The organism is Virgisporangium aurantiacum, assembly GCF_016863635.1.
Classification (GTDB): domain Bacteria; phylum Actinomycetota; class Actinomycetes; order Mycobacteriales; family Micromonosporaceae; genus Virgisporangium; species Virgisporangium aurantiacum.
This window is the reverse complement of sequence record NZ_BOPG01000031.1, coordinates 87,158-108,509: the sequence shown is the minus strand read 5'-3', so window position 1 is coordinate 108,509 and position 21,352 is coordinate 87,158. Positions and strand designations below refer to the sequence as shown.

13 protein-coding genes are annotated in these 21,352 nt (G+C 72.9%); 6 read left to right on the top strand and 7 right to left on the bottom strand.

What is annotated here, in order from left to right:
• Positions 1 to 27: 27 nt before the first annotated feature.
• Complete coding sequence (locus Vau01_RS24530; RefSeq protein ID WP_203996843.1) at positions 28 to 2,301, bottom strand: MMPL family transporter; 2,274 nt, start codon at positions 2,299 to 2,301, stop codon at positions 28 to 30.
• A 224-nt stretch (positions 2,302 to 2,525) separates the two neighbouring features.
• On the opposite strand from Vau01_RS24530, the gene Vau01_RS24525 reads away from it, so the two are divergent.
• Entirely contained in the window at positions 2,526 to 5,930 is a 3,405-nt protein-coding gene (locus tag Vau01_RS24525; RefSeq protein WP_239151815.1) for a PQQ-dependent sugar dehydrogenase, read from the top strand.
• Here Vau01_RS24525 and Vau01_RS24520 read toward each other — a convergent pair.
• Complete coding sequence (locus Vau01_RS24520; RefSeq protein WP_203996732.1) at positions 5,918 to 6,469, bottom strand: dihydrofolate reductase family protein; 552 nt, start codon at positions 6,467 to 6,469, stop codon at positions 5,918 to 5,920. The two genes, Vau01_RS24525 and Vau01_RS24520, sit on opposite strands and share 13 nt — an antisense overlap.
• Before the next feature lie 108 nt (positions 6,470 to 6,577).
• On the opposite strand from Vau01_RS24520, the gene Vau01_RS24515 reads away from it, so the two are divergent.
• Entirely contained in the window at positions 6,578 to 7,795 is a 1,218-nt protein-coding gene (locus Vau01_RS24515) for an alpha/beta hydrolase fold domain-containing protein (protein WP_203996731.1), read from the top strand.
• A gap of 3 nt (positions 7,796 to 7,798) precedes the next feature.
• Here Vau01_RS24515 and Vau01_RS24510 read toward each other — a convergent pair whose 3' ends face one another.
• Positions 7,799 to 9,241, bottom strand: coding sequence for a glycoside hydrolase family 30 protein (locus Vau01_RS24510; RefSeq protein ID WP_203996730.1), 1,443 nt, complete (start codon positions 9,239 to 9,241; stop codon positions 7,799 to 7,801).
• Positions 9,242 to 9,322: 81 nt separating this feature from the next.
• Positions 9,323 to 9,604 (bottom strand): hypothetical protein, encoded by a 282-nt coding sequence (locus Vau01_RS24505; RefSeq protein ID WP_203996728.1) that lies wholly within the window; start codon positions 9,602 to 9,604, stop codon positions 9,323 to 9,325.
• Positions 9,605 to 9,701: 97 nt separating this feature from the next.
• On the opposite strand from Vau01_RS24505, the gene Vau01_RS24500 reads away from it, so the two are divergent.
• Positions 9,702 to 10,121, top strand: coding sequence for a hypothetical protein (locus Vau01_RS24500; RefSeq protein WP_203996726.1), 420 nt, complete (start codon positions 9,702 to 9,704; stop codon positions 10,119 to 10,121).
• A 39-nt stretch (positions 10,122 to 10,160) separates the two neighbouring features.
• Here the strand turns inward: Vau01_RS24500 and Vau01_RS24495 are convergent, their stop codons facing one another.
• Entirely contained in the window at positions 10,161 to 13,310 is a 3,150-nt protein-coding gene (locus Vau01_RS24495; RefSeq protein WP_203996724.1) for an AfsR/SARP family transcriptional regulator, read from the bottom strand.
• A 131-nt stretch (positions 13,311 to 13,441) separates the two neighbouring features.
• Between Vau01_RS24495 and Vau01_RS24490 the strand changes: the two genes are divergently transcribed.
• The gene (locus Vau01_RS24490; RefSeq protein WP_203996722.1) at positions 13,442 to 14,047 is read left to right on the top strand and encodes a response regulator transcription factor; all 606 of its coding nucleotides are present in this window, start codon (positions 13,442 to 13,444) and stop codon (positions 14,045 to 14,047) included.
• A gap of 6 nt (positions 14,048 to 14,053) precedes the next feature.
• Here Vau01_RS24490 and Vau01_RS24485 read toward each other — a convergent pair whose 3' ends face one another.
• Positions 14,054 to 16,342: a sensor histidine kinase gene (locus tag Vau01_RS24485; protein WP_203996720.1), complete on the bottom strand. Its 2,289-nt coding sequence runs from the start codon at positions 16,340 to 16,342 to the stop codon at positions 14,054 to 14,056.
• A gap of 241 nt (positions 16,343 to 16,583) precedes the next feature.
• Between Vau01_RS24485 and Vau01_RS24480 the strand changes: the two genes are divergently transcribed.
• Positions 16,584 to 17,741 carry an epoxide hydrolase family protein gene (locus Vau01_RS24480; RefSeq protein ID WP_203996718.1) on the top strand — a complete coding sequence of 386 codons (1,158 nt, stop codon included), beginning with the start codon at positions 16,584 to 16,586 and terminating at the stop codon, positions 17,739 to 17,741.
• 55 nt (positions 17,742 to 17,796) lie between these two features.
• Positions 17,797 to 18,387 (top strand): TIGR03086 family metal-binding protein, encoded by a 591-nt coding sequence (locus Vau01_RS24475; protein ID WP_203996716.1) that lies wholly within the window; start codon positions 17,797 to 17,799, stop codon positions 18,385 to 18,387.
• 80 nt (positions 18,388 to 18,467) lie between these two features.
• Here Vau01_RS24475 and Vau01_RS24470 read toward each other — a convergent pair whose 3' ends face one another.
• A complete protein-coding gene (locus Vau01_RS24470) occupies positions 18,468 to 21,263 on the bottom strand; it encodes an AfsR/SARP family transcriptional regulator (protein WP_239151814.1) in 2,796 nt (931 codons plus the stop codon).
• Positions 21,264 to 21,352: the final 89 nt, after the last annotated feature.

The following is a 21,352-nucleotide window of genomic DNA, read 5'->3' as shown; positions in this document are numbered from 1 at the left end:
GATCGGCGACGTTGGGTCCGCTCGCGCCTAACGGAGTGCGCGGTACCTGGCCGGCGTGCGGGCGGCCGGGATCCGCGCGCCCGACGGCTCCGGACGCGATACGAACCAGTGCTCGTGCAGCCGGCGCAGTGGCGCCGGCGCCCACCAGTTCCACTCGCCGAGCAGGCTCATCAGCGCCGGCAGCAGCAGGCCGCGGACGACCGTGACGTCGAGCAGCAGCGCGACCGCCATCGCGAACCCGATCTCCTTGACCGCGATCAGGTCGCCGAGCAGGAAACCCAGGAATACCACGCCGATACACAACGCGGCGGCGGTGACCACCGGCCCGGACTTCTCGATGCCGGCGCGGACGGCGTGGTCGCTGTCCACCCCGGGGCCTGACTCTTCCTTGATCCGGGCGAGCAGGAACACTTCATAGTCCATCGAGAGCCCGAACACGAAAACGAACAGCAGAACCGGTGTGGTGACGTCGATCGCGCCCCACGACTCGAAGCCGAACACCGCGTCGCCGACTCCCCACTGGAATACGACGACCAGGACGCCGAGCGTGGCGAGCAGGGTGAGCGCGTTCATCAGCAGCGCCTTGAGGGGCAGCACCAGCGATCCGGTCAGCACGAACAGCAACACGGTCGTGGACAGCAGAATGACCAGCAGCGCGACGGGGAACCGGCCGGCCACCGAGTCGCGGTAGTCGACCAGTTCCGCGGCGGCGCCGCCGACGAGCACCGGGAACGGCGGGTCCAGCGCCCGGATCGCGCGCACGACGTCACGCGAGGTTTTGCCGGCGGTCTCGCCCTCCGGCGTGACGTCGATGATGGCCGCCGGCGCGACGATGTCGGGGCGCGGCTGCATCCGCAGGACGCCGTCCAGCGCGTTGAGCGCGTTCAGGAAGTCGCGGACCTGGGCGCCGGCCGGGTCGGCGTCGACCACCACGACGATCGGGTCGGCCCGGCCGCCGCTGAAGTCACGGTGGACCGTCTCCTGCACCTTGCGGGCCTCGGCCGAGGCGGGCAGTGCGCGGGCGTCGGAGTTCTCCAGGTTGACCCCGAACACGAACGGCAACGACAGCGCGAGCAGGCCGGCCGCGACGGCGAGCGCGACCGGCCCCGGCCGACCCTGTGCGAACGCGGCCAACCGCACGAGCAGACCCGCGCCGCGTTCAGGCAACGCGGCCGAAGACGCGCGGCCACGCGGCGCGGCCGCAGACGCACGGCCACCCGGCGCGGCGCCGCGGCCACGTAGCGCGGCAACGACCGTGCGGCGGAACGCGTGCACGCGGGTCGAATCGCCGGCGGCGGGGATGCGGCGGTGGGCCACGGCGATGAGGGCGGGGACGGCGGTCAGGCCCGCCAGGGTGGCCAGCAGCACCGCGACGGCGCCGCCGCGCGCCATCGCGCCGAGCAGGGGTTCGGCGAACGCGGACAGGCCGGCCATCGCCGTGGCGACGGCGAGTCCGGCGATGAGGACGGTGCGGCCGGCGGTCGCGGTGGTGCGGGCGACGAGGTCCGCGACCGGGGCTTCCGGATCGGCGTCGCGCTCCTCGCGGAACCGGGCGATGACCAGCAGCGCGTAGTCGACGGCGAGCCCGATGCCGAGCAGCGTGACCACGTTGACGGTGAACTCGCTGACGTCGGTGAGCGTGGTCAGTCCGAACAGGCCGAGCAGCGTCACCGACACGGTGGCCAGCGCGGCGACCAACGGGATCGCGCCGGCGACGAAGCCGCCGAGAATCAGCACGAGTACGACCAGGAGGACGACGATCGCGACCGACTCGCCGAGAGCCGCGTCGGCGATGGCCTGGTCGGCGAACGCGCGTTCTGCGAGCGTCTCGCCGCCGACCAGCACGACGGGTGCGTCGATGCGGTGCAGCGCGGCTGCCACCGCGTCCGCTATCTGCTCTTGCCGTTCCTCGGTCAGGTCTCGCGACAGCTCGACCCGGATCAGCGAACTCCGGTTGTCGGCGCCGACCCGCCCGCCCGGAGCGCTGTACAGGTCCTCGACCTCCGCGACGCCGTCCATCGCGCGGAGCTGGCCGGTGACGGCCGTGATGTCGTCGACCAGCGCCTGGTCGAACACGTCGCGGCCACCGACGACGGCGACGACCACCGGACCCTCGGGCTGCAACTGGTCGACCCGCCGGTCCGCGCGCTGCGACTCGGCGTCGGGCCGCAGGCTGTCGGTGGTGGTCAGCCGGTCGAAGACCCGACCTCCCAGGACCATTCCGGCGACGACCAGGACAAGCCAGGCACCGAGCACCGGCCACCGCCAGCGGGCGCACCGACGGCCGAGCGCGGTGAGCATCACCGGGGCATGCAAGCACCTTCGGATCCGGCGCGCCACCAGGCATCCGGGCGGCCACGGCCGCCGATCGACGGGCAGGTCCGACCGGTCGACGAGCGGTCGAGTCGGACAGCCGACGCTTTGGGGATTCTGAATCCCGTTAGCATTCCTCAACTTTCGGGGGTCACTCCGACCGGGGACCCGCGAATGGGAGGGGAATGCCCGTGTTTCGGCGTGGATTCGTCGTGTTGGCAACCGTTATCGCAATAGCGACGTTCGTCGGCCCGTCCCCCGCGTCCGCGGTCGCGTTGCCGAGCGGGTTCCAGGAGCAGATCGTCTTCAGCGGCCTCAGTTCGCCGGTCGACCTGGAGTTCGCGCCGGACGGGCGCATCTTCGTCGCCGAGAAGGGCGGCCGGATCAAGGTCTTCGACGACCTCGCCGACACGACCCCGACGGTGTTCGCCGACCTGTCGGCAAACGTGCACAACCAGTGGGACCGGGGTCTCCTCGGAATGGCGCTGCCGCCCAACTTCCCGGCCGACCCGTACGTCTACGTGCTGTACACCTACGACGCGCCGCCCGGGCAGACCGCACCGGTGTGGAACGACGTGTGCGTCAACGCGAACGACGGGCGCTGCGTGGTCACCGGGAGGCTCTCCCGCCTTTCAGCCAACGGAACCGAGCAGGTGCTGCTGCACGACTGGTGCCAGCAGTTCCCGAGCCACTCCATCGGTGACATCGCCTTCGGCGCCGACGGGATGCTCTACGTCGCCGCCGGTGACGGCGCGAGCTTCAACGTCGTCGACTACGGCCAGCTGCCGTCCGGGGCGCCGACCAACCCGTGCGCCGACCCGGCCAACGAGGGCGGGGCGCTGCGGTCGCAGGACATCCGCACGCCGGGCGACGAGACCCAGCTGGACGGCGCGCTGCTGCGGCTCGACCCGGTCACCGGCGCGGCGGCGGCCGGCAACCCGAACATGAGCTCCGCCGACCCGGACACCCGCCGGATCGTCGCGCACGGCCTGCGCAACCCGTACCGGATCACGATGCGACCGGGCACCAACGAGACCTGGATCTCCGACACCGGGTGGAACACCTGGGAAGAGGTCAACCGGGTGGTCAACCCGATCGCGGGCGTCACCAACTTCGGCTGGCCGTGTTACGAGGGCAACGCCCGGCAGTCCGGATACGACAGCGCCAACCTGCCGATCTGCGAGACGCTCTACACCGCGCCGGCGGGGACGACCACCGCGCCGTTCGTCGCCTGGAACCACGCCAGCAAGCTGGTCGCGGGCGAGGCCTGCCCGACCGGTAGCTCGTCGTCGACCGGCGTGGCGTTCTATCCGACGGCCGGCGGTCCCTATCCGGCCGCGTACAACGGCGCGGTCTTCTTCGCCGACTACTCGCGCCGGTGCATCTGGGCGTCGCTGCCGTCCACGCCGGGCGGCCTGCCCGATCCGGCGAACCTGCAGACGTTCGTCTCCGACGCCGCCAGCCCGGTCGACCTCCAGGTCGGCCCCGGCGGCGAGCTCTACTACGCCGATCTGGGCGGCACGATCCGCCGGATCCGGTACTTCCCGGGCAACCAGCCGCCGAGCGCGGTCATCCAGGCGACGCCCACGCAGGGCCCGACGCCGCTGACGGTGACGTTCAACGGGACCGGTTCCACCGACCCGGATCCGGCTGACGAGGGTCGCCTGCGCTACGCCTGGGACTTCACCGACGACGGGGTGACCGACTCCACGTCGCCGACGGCGACGTTCACCTACACCGCGGCGGGCTCGTACACCGCGCGGCTGACGGTCACCGACACGTTGAACGCGACCCACACCAGCACGGTGACCGTGACGCCCGGGAACGACGCGCCGACGGCGGTGATCGACACGCCGGCGGCGGGCACGACGTGGAAGGTCGGCGACACGATCGCCTTCTCCGGCCACGCCACCGATCCGCAGCAGGGCACGCTTCCCGCGTCCCGGCTCGACTGGGGCCTGGTGATGCACCACTGCTCGACGCCGGACAACTGCCACGCGCATGACATCCGCACCTGGACCGGCGTGGCGTCCGGGTCGTTCGTGGCGCCCGACCACGAGTACCCGTCGTATCTGGAACTCAAGCTCGTGGCCACCGACCAGGAGGGCCTGTCGCACACCGCGACGCGCCGGCTGGACCCGAAGACCGTCAACCTGACGTTCGCCACCGTGCCGGCCGGACTGCAGCTCGCCGTCGGCTCGACGTCGGGCGTCACGCCGTTCTCCCGCACGGTGATCCAGGGCTCGACCAACTCGGTGTCCGCGCCGTCGCCGCAGGGTTCCTCGACGTTCGCGTCGTGGTCCGACGGCGGGGCGCAGACCCACGTCGTCACCGCGCCCACCGCGGCGACCACCTACACCGCGACCTACACGACAACCCCGGCGCCGCAACGGATCGGCTACACCCAGGTCGGCGCGTCGACGGACACCGGCGACATGAACCACATGAACGGCTCGCGGTTCGTCACCGGGTCCGAGCCGGCGACGGTCACGTCGATGTCGGTGTACGCGAAGGCCGTGCAGGCGGCGCCGAACAACCAGTACCAGCTCGCCGTCTACGCCGACGCGAACGGCTCGCCCGGTGCCCGCGTGGCCACCAGTCCGTCGGGCACGCTGACGGCCAACTCGTGGAACACCCGGCCGGTCACGGCGGCGCTGGCGCCGAACACGGCGTACTGGCTCATGTACAACACCAACGGCGACAACAACATGAGCTACGACGCCGGAACGGCGAACCAGGGCGCGTGGAGCGCGTCCACGACGTCGTTCGGCACCTGGCCTTCCTCCTTCGGGGCCGCCAACCGGTGGACGGCGAAGTTCTCCATCTACGCGACGACCGGTGCGGACACCGCCGCGCCGACGGTGAGTTCGACGACCCCGGCCGGCGGCGCCACCGGGGTGGCCCCGACCGCGCCGGTCACCGTCCGGTTCAGCGAGGCCATGGCGGCGGGCACCATCACGCCGGCGAACCTGGAACTGCGCGGTCCGGGCGGCACGCTGGTCAACCGGACGGTCAGCTACGACGCGGCCAACCAGGCGGCGACGATCACGCCGGCGGCGGCGCTGGCCGCGTCGACCCAGTACACGGTGACCGTCCGCACGGGCGTCACCGATGCGGCGGGCAACGCGTTGGCGGCCAACCACCAGTTCTCGTTCACCACGACCGACCCGAGCGCCCCGCGGTTCGGCTACGACCAGGTGGGCGGCACGCTGGACACCGGCGGCATGAACTTCATGAACGGCTCGCGGTTCGTCAACGGCGCCACGGCGCTCACGGTGAGCCGGATCTCCGTCTACCTCCGGACGGTGCAGGCCGCCAACCAGTACCAGGTGGCGATCTACACCGACGTGAACGGCTCGCCGGGCACGCTGGTGGCGTCGAGCGCGTCCGGCACGCTGACCGCGAACTCGTGGAACAGCATGCCGATCGCCGCGACGCTGGCGCCGAACACGGCGTACTGGCTCATGTACAACACCAACGGCGACAACAACCTGAGCTACGACACCGGCAGTGCCAACCAGGGTGCCTGGAGCCAACCGCGGCCGTTCGGCACGTGGCCGGCGTCGTTCGGCACCTCCACCCGCTGGACCGCGAAATACTCGATCTACGCCTCGTAGTTCCGGGAGTAGTGGAGCAGGAGACAGCCGCCGGAGCGGTCGGCGTCGACGAGGCTGAAGCGACGCAGGTCTCCGTCGTCGTCGAACAGGCGGCGTCCGCGGCCGGCCAGGCTGGGCGCGACGACCAGGCGTAGCTCGTCGACGAGGTTCTCGCGGAGCAACGACCGCGCCAGGGTGATGCTGCCGTGGATGCCGATGTCGCCGCCGGCACGGCGTTTCAGGTCGGCGACGTAGCCGGCCGCGGGAGCGGTCACGTGGGTGGTCGCGGACCAGGCGTCGCCCGGAGCGGTGGCGGAGAACAGGATCTTCGGGGTGGTGTTGATGAAGTCGGCGAAGGGTTGCATCGTGGCGGTCGGCCAGTACGGGACCCACTTCTCGTAGGTCCGCCGGCCCAGCAGCACGGTGTCCTGCCGGGCGACGACCTGGGTGAGGTTGTCCATCAGACGTTCGTCGGCGTCGACGAACCAGTTGCCTTCGCCCGGTTCCTCCGCCACGCCGTCCAGGGACATCAACTCGTAGAGCACTACGTTTCGCGTCATGTCACCACCGTCGCCCGCGGTCACCGGAAGGGGAAGGTCGGATACCGCAAGACGCTGTTACCGGTTTCGCAAGACCGACCCGACCGGTTGTCGGTGATACTGGGGATCATGGCCGGTGTCCTGCCCTTCTCGCCGCGCACCGACGTGGAACTGAAGCACCTGCGGGCGTTCGTGGAGGTGGCGGACGGGCTCAGCTTCAGCCGCGCCGCGGAACGGCTGTACATCTCGGCACCGGCCCTGAGCCGGCAGATCCGGACGCTGGAACGGGTCGTCGGCTGCCAGCTGTTCCAGCGCTCCACCCATCAGGTGGAGCTGACCCTGGCCGGGGAGGCCCTGCTCGACAGCGCGCACCAGGTGCTCGCCACGCTGGAACGCGGCATTGCGGCGACCCGCGCGGTCGGCGGCCAACTCGACGCGCGGATGAGCGGGTTGTGGGAGCCGGTCGTCGACGCGCGTGGCCTGGGCGACATCTCCGCGCAACGGCTGGCGCTGGAAGCGATGATGGCGCAGTTCCCCCCGCCGCCGGAGACGTCCGTGATCCCGGTCAACGCGGGCGGCGTGCCGGGCCTGCGCCTGTCCCCGCCCGATCCACCCGACGACACGGTGCTGCTCTACCTGCACGGCGGCGGCTTCGTGATGGGGTCGGCGTTCGGCTACCGGGCCACCGTCGCGGCGCTGATCGCACAGACCCGCACGGCGGCGATCGTGCCCGACTACCGGCTGGCGCCGGAACATCCGTTCCCGGCCGCCGTGGAGGACGCGTACGCCGCCTACGGCTGGCTGCTGGGCAGCGGCGTGGACCCGGGCAGCGTCGTGGTGGCCGGCGACTCCGCCGGCGCCGCGCTCGTCACCCTGCTGCTGGTGCGCCTGGTGGCCGAGAACATGCCGCTGCCGGCGCTCGCCCTGATGCTGTGCCCCTGGCTGGATCTGAGCCGCAACGCGCTGACCGACCGGCCCGATCTGGGGGCCGGAAGCGGCCTCACCGCCGACCAGTTGCGCGGCTTCGTCGACTCCTACACGAACGGACACCCGCTCGACGATCCCGCCATCAGCCCCCTCTACGCCGACCTGTCCGGGCTGCCGCCGATGCTCGTCCAGGCCGGCACCGGCGACCCGCTCCTGGACGACGCCCGAAAACTGGTCGACCGCGCCACCGCCTGCGGAGTGGACGCGAGCCTGGAGCTCTACCCCGTCGACACCCACAACTTCCCGCTGTTCTGGTCGTTCCTGCCGGAGGCGACGGACGCGATGCGCCGCGCGGGAGAGCGGGTGGACGCCGCGCGCGCGGCCCGCGTCTCCCCGCACCGCCGCACCGACGCGTCGTGAGACCTACCGGAGCACCAGCGTCGTCAGCGATCTGGCCGGCAGCTGCGCCGACACGCGGTGTCCGCCGGGCACCCGGGATCCGCCGATCCGTTCCAGCGAGTGGGTCTCGTCGGTCAGATAGGTCGTCGCGTGGTGTATTCCGACGTCGGTGGTGAAAGTGGTATTCACGGTCGCGGTGCCGGCGTTGAGAAGCTCGACGACCATCGAGCCGTCGGCGTTGCGGAAGGCGGTCAGTTTCACGTCGGGGTCGGCGACGGTTGCCGGCACCCGCACGGCACCGGGCCGGACGAACCGTGAGTAGCCCGCGAAGGCCCACAACCGTTTCGAGACGCGGTACCCGTCGCCCGCTGTGGCGATCTGGATGAACGCGCGGGTGGCGCCGAGCGAGGCGCCGACCCAGGAGACGTACCCGGTGGCCCGGCCCACGGCGAACGCCTCGTGGATGCTCTCCGCCATGGAGAACCCGGACGCCGGTGTGCCGTCGTCCCACGCCTCGTTCCAGACGTTGCCGTTCGGGGTCCACTCCGACATCCACACCCGCGCGTCGGTAGGCAGCGGGCCCGAGGCCCGGCTGGCGTAGAAGTGCGCGGTGTGGGTCTTCACGTACCGGTCGGCGGCCGGGTCCGCCTCGATCGCGGCGCTGTACGGCGCCTGGTGCTCCCAGCCGAAGGAGTCGCAGCACACCAGCTGGGTGCCCAGACCCGACCGGCGCAGCGTCGGACCGAACACCTTGATGAAGTCGACGGCCTGCTCCGGGGTGAAGCGCATCGAGGCGTACGAGGCGGTCCAGTCCGGCTCGTTGGTGAAACCGATGTCGGTGATCCGGATGCCTTCCTGCCGGTAGAAGCGCAGATACCGCACCAGGTAGTCGGCGTACGCCGCACGCCAGTCGCCGCTGGCGCAGGCGGTGCCCGGCACGCCGCACAGTTCCCCGCCGTTGGCGTCGGTGCCGTTGGTCTTCATGAACCCGGGCGCGCTCCAGGCGTCGGCGAAGAAGCGCCGCACGCCGTACGCCTGTGCCTGCTTGACCAGCCACACCTGCGCGCCGTCGTCGCCGTCCCAGACGTACTGCGGGACACCCGCCGGTCCGCCCGGGTCGGTGGGAAGGATGGTCTTCATGTGGTCGTAGACGTCGTCGGTCGACGAGCCGACGCCGATGCGCAGGATCGAACTTCCGGCGCCCGTCTCGCGGCTGAACAGCAGGTCGAGAATGGCCCGCGTACTTTCCGGGGACAGGCCACGATCGCCGCGGATGAGCGTCGAGCGTTGGAACGGCGACGCGAAACCGAGCCCGTCGATCGGCTGGAGCCGCTGCCGGAAACCGATGGTGCCGGCGACCCCGCCGGCCGGCGCTCCGGCCGGCGTCGACGCTTCGGCCGGAGCCACGCCGAGGGCCAGAACCGTCGTGGACGCCAGAGCGCATGCGATCGTCGCGCGCACCTTCATCTCAACCCCTGCCGGTTGACCAATCCATCGAAAAGTTTCGATATCTTCTCGAAAGAGGCTATCCGCGGCCGGATCCGCTCGTCAACCTCGGGCCCGGCGGAGGGTCTGAATCAGGTCCCAGGTCGGCTTGAAACCCGCGCTGGCGGGGTCGAACGGATGGGCGGTGAACGCCGCCAGTTCGATCGTCCGGTGCGCCTCCTCCAGATCGCTGCCGCTGTGGGAGTGCCGGTGGCGCAGCACGAGCCCGACCGCGAGCATTCCCAGGAGGCTGGCCCGCCGCGGATCGTCGGGATGGGCGTCCGCCACGGCCTGGCGCAGCCGGGATACGCCCTCGTCCAACGGCCTCGCGCATCGCCGCGACATCCGCGAACCGGTTGTACCGCAGGTTCAGGGCGACGGCCAGGAGATAGGCCCGGCTCGCCCGGTCGGTGTCGGCGGCGCCGGCCAGCGCCGCCCGGCGTTGTTCCACGACCCGGTTCAGCGCCTGTACGCCCGGGTGTGCGTGGCCGGCGGCGTCGTGGTCGGTGCCGGTGCCGGCCTGGTCGCGGCGACCGTGGCAACGGCTCCGACGCGCCATCGGGTGGCGGTCGGCGTCGCGTACCTCTCCGCCCTGGTGATCGGCTGGATCTGGGGCCGGTTGCTGACGGCGACGGTCGCACCGCTGCTGCTGCGCAACGGTCAGCGGATGGCCAGGGTCGGCTACGTCGCCGTCCAGACGACGGTGTTCGCCGTCAGCGCCGCCGTCCCCTACGGCAGCACCGCGTGGGGGGTGGTCGCGGGTCTGCTGGTCGCGGCGCCGTGGTGGATCAGCGCCGCGGTGGAGAGCCGCCGGCCGGTGCCGGCGTACCCGGCGGAGTGGACCCGCTTCGACAGCGGCTGACCGTGCGCCTGCCGACCGGCTTCATCCGGCCGGCGGGGATCAAACCGCCGTGAAGCCACCGGTGCGCATGCTCGTCCCATGGATCCGGACGGCGGCCAGGACGCGGCGGGCGCCGGGCTCGACCAGGGCCTGGCCCCGCTCCCGGGCGAGCCGGAGCGCCGAACGGGCGTGGTCGCGCGCCAGGTCGACGGCGCCGAGGTCGAGGTGGGCGTGCGCCACCTCGCTCAGCGCGGCGGCCTCGACCAGGAGGTGGCCGCTGTCCCGGGCGGTGCGGAGGCCGACCTCGGCGTAGTGGAGTGCCGAGTCCGGGTCCCCGTTCCCGCGGTACGCGGCGGCCAGGACGAGCGCGACGGACGCCACGGCGAACTGGGCGTGGACGGTGTCCGCGAGCCGCAGTCCCTCGTGGCCGAGGGTGATCGCCCGGGGATGGTCGCCGAGCATGCTCCAGGCGGCGGCGGTGTACTCGTGGGCGCGGGCCTGTGCCCGGACGTCGCCGATCTCGCGGCCGCGGCGCAGTGCCTCGTCGGCATGGGCCATCGCCGGCCGGGGGCGGCCGGCGTCCACCTCGATCTCGGCGAGGTTGAGCAGCGACGCGGTCTCTCCGAAGCCACGGCCGGAGGCCCGGCAGTAGGTGAGGACGAGCGTGTGGTCGACGGTCGCGTCGTCGAGCATCCCGAGCGCCTGCCGGGCGTTCCCCCGGCCGTGGACGGCACGGTGCACCGCTTCGCGGTCGCCGGCGGTGCGGGCGAGGGTCAGGGCCCGTTCGTACCAGTCGACGGCGGTCCGCGGCCGGCCGCTGAAGAGGTGGACGGTCCCGGACAGGTTCAGGGCGGCGATCTCGACCTCGAGGTGACCCGCGGCGCGGCTGACGGTGAGGGCCTCGCCGTAGCAGCGGAGCGCCTCCGCGGGTCGACCCATCCGCCAGTACGCCCGACCCGTGTTGCACAGCGCGTCGCCCTCGGCGCGGGTGTCGCCCAGGTCACGGGCCGCGCGGAGCCCGGCGAGGTAGTGGTCGACGGCCGGGTCGTAGTGGTGCAGGTTGTACTGGATCGTCCCCAGCAGCGCGCGCAGGGAGGTTTCCGCGGACCGGTCACCGCGCTCCCGGGCGGCGTCGAGCGCGGCCGTGCAGGCGGTGACCGCCTCACCGGCGGCGCCCCGGCTGGCGAGGTAGCCCCACAGCGCGTCGGCGAGCCGCCAGGCGCGTCCGCACACCGCGGGACGGACGGCGGCCCACCGGATCGCGGCGACCAGGTTCGGCCGTTCCTGGTCCAGCCATTGCAGCGCGGTCGCCTCGGTGGCCAGCGGGAGGCCCCGGCCCCCCGGCGCCGACGGGGGGCCGGGGTGTTGGTAGAGCAGGCGGGCCGCGTCGGTCGCGGTGTCGATGAAGAAGTCGATCAGCGTGACGACGGCGTCCTCGGCCGAGCCGTCGGCGGCGGCGCATTCGGCGGCGTACTCCCGGATCAGGTCGTGGAGCTGGTAGCGGCCGTGCCGCGGACGGTGCACCAGGTTGGCCGCCACCAGCCGGTCGAGGGCGCGCCGCACGTCCGCGTGCGCCGCACCGGTCAACGCGGCCGCCGCCGGCACTCCGACGTCCGGACCCGGCACCGGACCCAGCAACCGGAACAGCCGCCGGTCGTCGTCGGACAGGCGTCGGTACGACAGGTCGAAGGCCATGCGTACGGCCGAATGCTCGTCGCCGTCGATGGTGAGTTCGGTGAGCCGGCCCGGCGTGGTCATCGCGGCCGTGTACTCGCCGATGCCCCGGTGCGGATCGGCGGCGAGGTTGGCGCCGGCGATCCGGAGGGCGAGCGGAAGGTGGGCGCAGGCCCGGGCGAGTCCGGCCAGCGCTTCGGGTTCGGCCGCGGCCCGGTCGGCACCGAGCAGGTCGGTGAGGACGGCCGCGGACTCGGTCTCGGTGAGCACGTCCAGCGGCACGTGGTCGGCGCCGGGATGCACGGCCAGGCCGCGCAGGTCGTTGCGGCTGGTGACGAGGACGACGCAGCCGGGCTGGCCGGGCAGCAGCGGACGCACCTGCTCGGCGTCGATCGCGTTGTCGAGCAGCAGCAGCATCCGCTTGCCGGCCACCGCGCTGCGGAACAGGGCCGCCCGGGCCTCGACGTCGCCCGGGACCGGGTCCGGCCGGATGCCGAGGGCGGTGAGGAAACGGGTCAACGCCGCCGCCGGGTCCATCGGCGGGTCGACGGCGAAGCCCTGCAGGTCGACGTGGAGCTGGCCGTCGGGGAACCGGGGCGCGATCCGCCGGGCGACGTGCACGGCGAACGCGGTCTTTCCGACGCCGGGCGGACCCGAGATCACCACTGTCCACGGCCGGTGCGGTTCGTCGGGCAGCGTCAGGAGCGAGGCGACCGGGTCGGTACGGCCGACGAACCGGTGGACGTCCGCGGGTACCTGGCAGATGGTGGTCGGCAGCGTTGTCGCGGCGGCGGCATCGGCGGCGTCGGCCAGCGCCAGGCGGTGCACGCGCTGGATCTCCGCGCCGGGTTCCACGCCCAGCTCGTCGGTGAACTTCCGGTAGACGTCGCGGTAGGTGTCCAACGCGTCCGCCCGCCGGCCGGACCGGTGCAGCGCGTGGATCAGGTACGCCCAGAACGTCTCCTGCCACGGCTGTTCGCGGGTGAGCTCGGTGAGTTCCCCGATGATCTCCCGGTGCCGGCCGAGGTCGAGGCTGAGCCGGACCACCCGTTCCCGGGCGCGGAGCCGGTCCTCGCCGAGTCGCGCCGCCTCTTCCCGCTGCAGGGCGGCCGACGGTACGTCGGCGAGTGCCGGGCCGCGCCAACACGCCAGCGCCTCGATCAGCAGCGCCAGTTCCCGCTCACCGGCGCCGGTGCTCGCCGCACCCCGGGCCGCCTCGGTGAGATCCCGGAACCGGAGCAGGTCGACGCGGTCGGGCCGCACCCGCAGCCGGTAACCGGTCGGGCTGGTTTCGATCACGTCGTCGTCGAGGACCCGGCGCAGCCGCAGCACGAGCAGCTGGACACTCTTGCGGGCGCTGGCCGGCAGCCGCTCGCCCCACAGGCGTTCGGCCAGCCGGTCCGTCGACACCGTGGTGTTGGCCTCCAGCAGGAGGCTCGCCAGCAGTACCCGCAGCTTTCCCCCACCGACGACGACGGGCGCGCCACGCCGCGTGATGTCGAGTGGACCGAGTACCCCGAATCGCAGATCCGCCATATCGGCGGCGACCGTACCAACGAACGCTTACGCGCCGCTGACGCCGCGCGGACGGGACCGCCGTTCGGAACGATCGCCAGGTCGGGAGGCACGTATGCTCAGGGCCACATGGAAACGAGAACGGAGCCGGCGTGATCCGGGTGCTACTTGCCGAGGACGTGCGCATGCTCCGGGACGCGTTGGTCGGCGTGCTGGGCCTCGCCGAGGACATCGAGGTCGTCGGTGCGGTCGAGGCCGGTGACGCGATCGTGACGACCGCGCTGCGGGTCCGCCCCGACGTGGCGGTCATCGACATCGAGATGCCCGGGCTCGACGGGATCAGCGCGGCCGTCCAGCTGCACCAGTGGTTGCCGGAGTGCCGGACGTTGATCCTCACCGGCGTCGCCCGTCCGGGCACCCTGCGCCGCGCGATGTCGGCGCAGGTGGCCGGCTTCATGGGGAAGGACGCCGCCCCGGAGGATCTGCTCGCCGCCGTGCGGACGGTGGCCGCCGGCGGACGGGTCCTCGATCCGCAGCTGGCGTTCGCCGCGCTCGACGTCGCCGGCAACCCGCTGACCGAGCGCGAGTGCGACGTGTTGCGACTGACCGCGTCCGGTGCCGAGCCGACGGAGGTGGCGGCGCAGCTGGGCCTGTCGTACGGCACGGTGCGCAACTACCTGGCCACGGCGGTCTCGAAGCTGGGCGCCCGCAACCGGGTCGACGCGATCCGGATCGCCGGCGAGGCCGGCTGGTTGTAACGCGTTTCAGGCGGCGACGGGCACCGCGGCGTCGGGCACCGGCCCGGCCGCCCCGTCGACACGGACCTCGGCGACGAGCGTGAACCGGTCGCCCTGCCGGTGGACGGTCAGCTCGCCGCCGGTCTCGCGCGTGCGTGCCAGCAGGTTGGCCAGGCCGTTGCCGGCCGGGTCACCGACGAGGGTGTCCGGGACGCCGTCGTTGCTGACGCGCAGCCGGATGCCACCGGGAACCGGTCGGGTCTCGATGTCGCACGTCGTGGCGCGGGAGTGCCGTACGACGTTGGTGACGGCCTCCCGGAGCACGATCGCCAGCGGCGACTCGGCCGACCGCCCGGGCGTGGCGTGCAGGTCGACCGCGACCGCGATCCCGGCGGCCGCGAGCATCGAGCGGGCGCTCTCCACCTCCTCGGCGAACGACAACCCGGTCGGCTCCGCCGTGATCGACCGCAGCGAGTTCAGCGCCTCCGCGGCGACCTCGCCGGCCTCGGCCAGCCGGACCCGCGCCGTGCCGGGATCGGTGCCGGCCAGCCCCCGGGCGAGCTCGGCCTTGAGCGCGATCGCGGAGAGGTGGAAGCCGAGCAGGTCGTGGGTGTCGCGGGCGATCCGCAGCCGTTCGCGGAGCACCGCGAGCCGCTCCACCTCCCGGCGGGCGGCGACCAGTTGCTCGGCCGCGAGGGGCAGGCGGCACAGCGCGGCGATCGCGACCATGGTGAGCAACCCCCAGGCCACGGTCAGTAGCGTCCACCAGGCCACCCGCCGCAGATCGGTGGTCAGGTCGACGCCCCACGTGTGCAGCTGGTAGAGCGACGTGCCGAGCACCAGCGCGCCGGCGAGCGCCCAGGACCACGGCCGGCGCACGTGGAAGAGCACGACGCCGGCGACCGGGCCCGCGTACTGGGGCACCGGGGCGACGGGGGTTCCGACGGCGGCGATCACGCAGATGAGCACGATCTGGAGGGTGAGCGTCCAGCGCCACCACGGCGGCGCGGCGCCCCCGCGCGGCCGGACGTGGTGCAGTTGCAGCAGGCTCAGCAGCACGACCAGGGCGATGATGAGGGCCAGCCGCGCCGGGTGGACGGCGTCGTAGAAATCCGACCATCCGCCGGTGACGCGCGAGATCGTGGTGACGAGGAGGTCGACCTCGAGCACGGCCATGATCGCCCACGCCAGCCAGGGTGCGGCGGCGACCGGTCGCGGGCTGCGCGGGCCGCTCGGGCGGCGTGCCTGCACCGGTATCCGCACGTCGACCTCGCCGGTGGCGGGCTCGACCCGCAGCACTCCCCCGAGTTCCCGGACCTCCCCGGCGATCCCGTCGGGATCCGGCGTGACGGGTTCGTCGCCGGCGACGGTCACCCGCATCGAGGCCGAGCCGTCCAGCTCGATCCGGCAGCTGCGCGGTGGCGTCCCGCGCAGCGCGGCGACCACCGTGCGGCGCAGGACCGCCCCCAGCAGAGCGTCGACCGGCCGCGGCAGGTGGTCCGGCACCGGCCCGACGACCACGTCGACGCCGGCGGCGGTGAGCACGGCGCGGGCGGCGGCGACCTCGCCGGCCAGCGAGCGGTCCCGGTAGTCGTCGGCGACGGTCCGGACCTGGGCCAGCGCCTGCCGGGCCGCGGCGGCCACCGCCCGGGCCCGGTCGCGGGTCTGGTCGGGCCCGGCATGGCGCTCGGTCTGCCGCAACGTGGCGAGGACCGACACCAGCCGGCCACCCACGGCGTCCTGCAGCCGGCGGCTGATCCGCAGCCGCTCCAGCGCCACCTCCAGCGACGCGCTGGCGGTTCGCGCGGCGTCCAGGTCCCGGACCAGGGCGCTCAGGCGGGACATGCCGAACAGCAGGAACCCGTTGGCGGTCGCCACGACGACGGCGTAGGCCACGCGCGAGGCGACGACGGCGCCGCCGGTGTCGACCACGCCGGGTTCGAGCGCGATCCGGACCAGCGCGTCGCACGCCACGGCGACGGCCGTCAACGCCCACGAGAGCCGGCCGGCAAAGGTCAGAAGCACCGCCGCGACGACGAAAGCCGCGGGCGGGTCCCAATAGGCACCGAACACCGGATAAGGCCCGTAGACCAGCAGAACCTGCACCGCCAGCAGCCCGGCGGCGCGGGCGCGGGACGGGCGGCGGAACGCGAAGTGGAGCTGCACGGCGCCCATCGCCACGATGACGGCGGCACCCAGCACCTGCTCGACCGGCGTGAACCCGGGGTCCCAGCCGCCCCAGGGAACGAGGTTGGCGGCGCGGTATCCGCAGTAGATCACGACACACAGCACGATCGGGACCGTCGCGAGCCGCATCGGCCTACCGCCGGTCGGAGACACGGACACGCACCACCCTCCTCGACCGACGAGCACACCGATGTTCGCAGCTATGTGCAATCTGCACGGCCGGCCGTGCATTGTGCGCCGGCCGGCCCGAGAATCGGCACCCCGCGGCCCTGCGAAGCGCAGCCCGAATCGTGCGGCAGACACTACCTCGCGCCGTTCGACTCTGTGAACGTCTATGCAGGTCAGACACACTCACCTGGAGGCGGCCGACATGACCGACCCGACCATCACGCCGTTCCGCGTCGCGGTACCGCAGGAGGACCTCGACGACCTGGCCGACCGGCTGGCCCGGGTCCGCTGGGCCGACGAACTGCCCGAGAAGGAGGTCATCGCCGGCGGCTCCGGCGTGCCGGCGCAGCCGGGGTGGGAGTACGGCGTTCCGGTCTCCTACGTGCGCGACCTGGTCGAGCGCTGGCGCACGTTCGACTGGCGGGCGAAAGAGGCCGAACTGAACGAATACCCCCAGTTCACCACCGAGATCGACGGGCAGCGCATCCACTTCGTCCACGTGCGCTCCGAGCAGCCGGACGCCATCCCCCTCGTCCTCACGCACGGGTGGCCGAACAGCTTCGTGGAGTACCTGGGGCTGGTGGGACCGCTGACCGATCCGGGCGCGCACGGCCGGCCGGGTGCGCAGGCCTTCCACGTGGTCATCCCGTCGCTGCCCGGGTTCACGTTCTCCGGGCCGACGCGCGAGCACGGCTGGAGCGCCTGGCGGACCGCTGCCGCGTGGGCGGAGCTGATGCGCCGGCTGGGCTACGACCGCTACGGCGTGCACGGCAACGACGCCGGAGCGATCGTCTCGCCGCTGCTGGGCGAGCTGGACCGGGCGCACGTCGCCGGTGTGCACGTCACCCAGATCTTCTCCTTCCCGCGCGGCGACGAGGGCGAGTTCGACGGGCTCACCGGCGAGGAGTTCGGCGCGCTGCAGTTCGGGCAGGCGTTCGTCGAGCACGCCGTCCACGACCGGTCCCAGCAGGCCCAGCCGCAGACGTTGGCGCATGCCCTGGCCGACTCGCCGGCCGGACAGCTGGCCTGGAGCGGGCAGCTGTTCGGCACCGCGCTCGGTCCCGAGGACGTCCTGACGAACGTCGCGCTGTACTGGTTCACCAACACCGCCGCGTCGGCCGCCCGGTTCTACTACGAGAACCACCGGGCCGCGAAGACCGCCGACACCGCACCCACGACTGTGCCGATCGGTCTCGCCTCGTTCGCCTGGGACATCCACGCCGTCCGCCGGTTCGCCGACCGCGACCACCGCAACATCGTCAGCTGGAACACCTACGACCGCGGCGGCCACTGGGCCACGCACGACGCGCCCGACCTGCTCGTCGACGACATCCGCCAGTTCTTCGCCGCACTCGCCTGAGCCGCCTGACCGTTCGGCCGTCGGGGCCGAGCGGAAACCACCGAAAGGAACCATCGTGACCTTCACCGTATTGACGACCGCTCTCGACGCGCTGCGCCGCGTCACCACCGTTGCCGTCGCCACCGGCCGGCTCGACGATCCGACCCCGTGCACGGAGTGGACCGTCGCACAGGTGCTGTTCCACGCCGCCGGCGACCAGCACGCCTGGGCGGCCACCGTCGGAGCCGGCTCGATGCCGACCTACAACCCGTTCGACCCGCCGCACCGGCTCGACGCCGGCGTCGAGGAGACGGTGACCAAGGCGGTCGAGGCGGCCACCGGTGTCTGGGCCGGCATCGACCCGGCCGCGGCGTCGGTGCCCACCCCGCTGCCGCCGGTGCCGGAGTTGGCGCCCGCGCTCGCGGCCGCCGCGTGCGCGCTCGACGCCGCCGTGCACGCCTGGGACGTCGCCGTCGCCACCGGTCAGCCCACACCGTTGACCGCCGCGCTGGCCGCGGACCTGATGCCGGCTGCCCGCGCGACGGCCGAACCGCTGCGCGGCTTCGCCTACGCCCCTGCCCTGCCCGTCCACGCCGACGACGATCCGGCCACCGCCCTCCTGCGCTACCTCGGCCGTGACCCGCAATGGACCCCCGACGGCCGCTGACCGACAACCGCGTCCCGGGCCGGCCCTCGCCGGTCCGGGACGTTCGTCGGGAATGGTGCCAGTCGGCGCTGTCGTCCCGCTCACGCGCCGCTGACGCTCAGGCCGGCCAGTTGGTCCTGGACCCGGTCGGCGTCGGCGTGGCCGATCTCGCGCAGGATGTCGACGGCCCGCTGCAGGGTGCGGCGACCGACGGCGGCATCACCGGCGGCGATGTGGGCGTCACCGAGATGAGCGAGCGCGTTGGCCTGGCTGTACCGCGCACCGACCTCGCCCAGCAGGTCGACCGCCCGCTGCAGGCAGGTGATGGCCTCGTCGTACTGGCCGAGGTGGTACCGGGCGAAGCCCAACGTGTCCCAGGTGACCGCCACGCTGTAGGCGCCTCCCCCGTCGGCCTGCAGCCGTAGGGACTCCTCGCAGTAGACCACCGCCTGCCGGTGCCGGCCGAGCCGCGAATGCATCCAGCCGAGCGAGTTGAGTGCCCTTCCCTGACCGGCCCGGTCACCCCCCGCGCGGAACAGCCGCATCGCGTGCGTGGCGTGGACGATCGCCTCGTCCACCCGGTCCTGCCGCCCGAGGATCCAGCTGATCGCCCGGTGGGTGTTGGCCCGGCCGATATCGTTGCCGCGTTCGCTGTACAGGTCCAGCGCCTCGTTGAGCATCGCGAGGGCCTCGTCGTACCGGCTGAGGAGACCGTAGCCCCGGGAGAGGTTGCGCCGGGACTGCGCGCCGGCGCGACGGTCGGCCAGCCGGTCCGCCGCCGCGATCGCGACGAGCTGGGTGTCGATGATCTCGTGCCAGAACCCCCGCCGGTCGAGCGCGTCGGCGAACACCCAGGCCAGCTGCCACGCGTGCACGTCGAAGCCTTGTGCCGCCGCCGCCGGGATCATCGCCAGCAGGACGGCGTGCTCGGCGACGAACCACTCGGACGCCCGGTGGTCGTCGTCGACGGGCTCCGGGGTGACCCCGGGCCGGTGCGGCGCCACCGTGATCGGGTCGCGCTGCGCGTTCAGCAGCCTCGCCGCGGTGTATCCGCTGTGGACGTAATGGTCGACCAGGCGACCCATCGCGTCGCGGCGTTGCGGTTCCGTCTCGTGCCGGCCGGCCTGCTCGATCGCGAACGCCCGTAGCAGGTCGTGGAATGAGTACCGCCGCGCCGACGACTCCGCGATCACGTTCGCCGTCGCGAGCTCGGCGAGCAGCGGTCGCACCTCGACGAGGGGCACACCGGACAGGCTGGCGGCGGCGCGCTCGCCGATGTCCGGGCCGGGGTGCAGCCCCAGCAGCCGGAACAACCGGGCCGCGGCCGGGCTGATCGTCTGGAACGACCAGGAGAACACGGCCCTCAGGTCGGCCGCCGGATCCGGGTCCTGGAAGACGCTCAGGTCCGCCTGCGCACCGCGGATCTGCGCGGCCAGCATGCCCAGGGAGGACTCGGGCTGGAGCGCGGCGCGCGCGGCGACGACGGTCAGGGCCAGCGGAAGCGCGGCGCACCGGCCGATGACCTCGGCGGTCGCGGCGGGATCGGCGTCGACCCGCCGCGCGCCGATCCGGCCGTTGAGCAGGTGGGTGGCGTCGGCCACGGACAGTACGTCGAGGGTGACCGGATGTGCGCCGTCGAGGGCGATCAGGCTGGTGAGCCGGTCCCGGCTGGTTACGACGACCATGTTGCCCGCCGACCCGGGCAGCAGCGGGCGGACCTGCTCGGCGTCGCGGGCGTTGTCGAGTACGACGAGCATCCGCCGGCCCGACAGCAGGCTGCGGTACAGGCCCGCCTGGGCGTCCGGATCGGACGGAATCTCGTGCGGCGGCACCCGCATCGCGCCGAGGAACCCGCGGAGCACCTCGGAGGCCGACCGCGGTGTCCCGCCCGGGTCGAAGCCGCGCAGGTTGGCGTAGAGGTGTCCGTCGGGAAACAGGTCGGCGACCCGGTGCGCCCAGTGCACCGCCAGCGTCGTCTTGCCGACGCCCGCCGGGCCGCCGATCACCGTGACCGCCGGAACGGTGGTGTCGCCGACGGGTGCGTCCATGGCGTCGAGCGCCGCCTCCCGGCCGACGAAGCCCCGGATGTCGGCCGGCAGTTGCCGGGGCGCGACCCACCGGGGGGCGGGCGCGGCGGGCACCGGCGGCCCGGCCACCTCGCCGGCCAGCATCGCCCGGTGCAACGCGCGCAGGTCGGCGCCGGGCTCGATGCCGAGGTCCGAACGGAGCTTCCGGTCGATGGCGCGGAACGCCTCCAGCGCCTCGGCCTGCCGCCCGCTCCGGTAGAGCGCCAGCATGAGCTGCTGCCAGAACCGTTCCCGCAACGGCTGCTCCACGGTCAGGCCGCGCAGCTCCGGGATCAGGTCGGCGTGCCGACCCGTGCTCAGCTCGGCGTCGACGCTGCGTTCGATCACCCGCAGCCGCTCCTCGTCGAGCGTCCGGGCGTACGCCTCCAGCGACGCGGACGCCACGTCGGCGAGCGCCGGCCCGCGCCACACGGCGAGCGCGGCGCGCAGATGGACCGACTCGGCCACCGGGTCGGCATCGAGCACGGCCTCGTCGGCCCGGCCGAGCAGGTCGCGGAACCGGTGCAGGTCGAGCGCGCCCGGTGGCACGTTGATGAGGTAGCCGTCACCGTCGGTGGCGATCAGGTCGGGCCGGCCGAACCGTCGCCGCAACCGGTGGACGTAGGTGTGCACCGTGCCCCGCGCACCGGGCGGCGGCTCCCCCGCCCACAGGTGGTCGAGAAGTGTCGACACCGGCACGACCCGGTTCGCCTGCAACAGCAACGCGCCGAGCAGCACCCGGTGCTTGGCGGCCGGCACGGGCACCGGCCGGCCGTCGACCGTCGCGCACAGCGGACCGAGAATGCCGAACTCGATCTCCTGCTGTGTCACCGGTTCCCGCCTCGATAGGGACGCCAAGCAGGCGCGACGGCCGACATACTACACCGGTGTGTCCCGCACCCGCTCAGAACGACGTCATC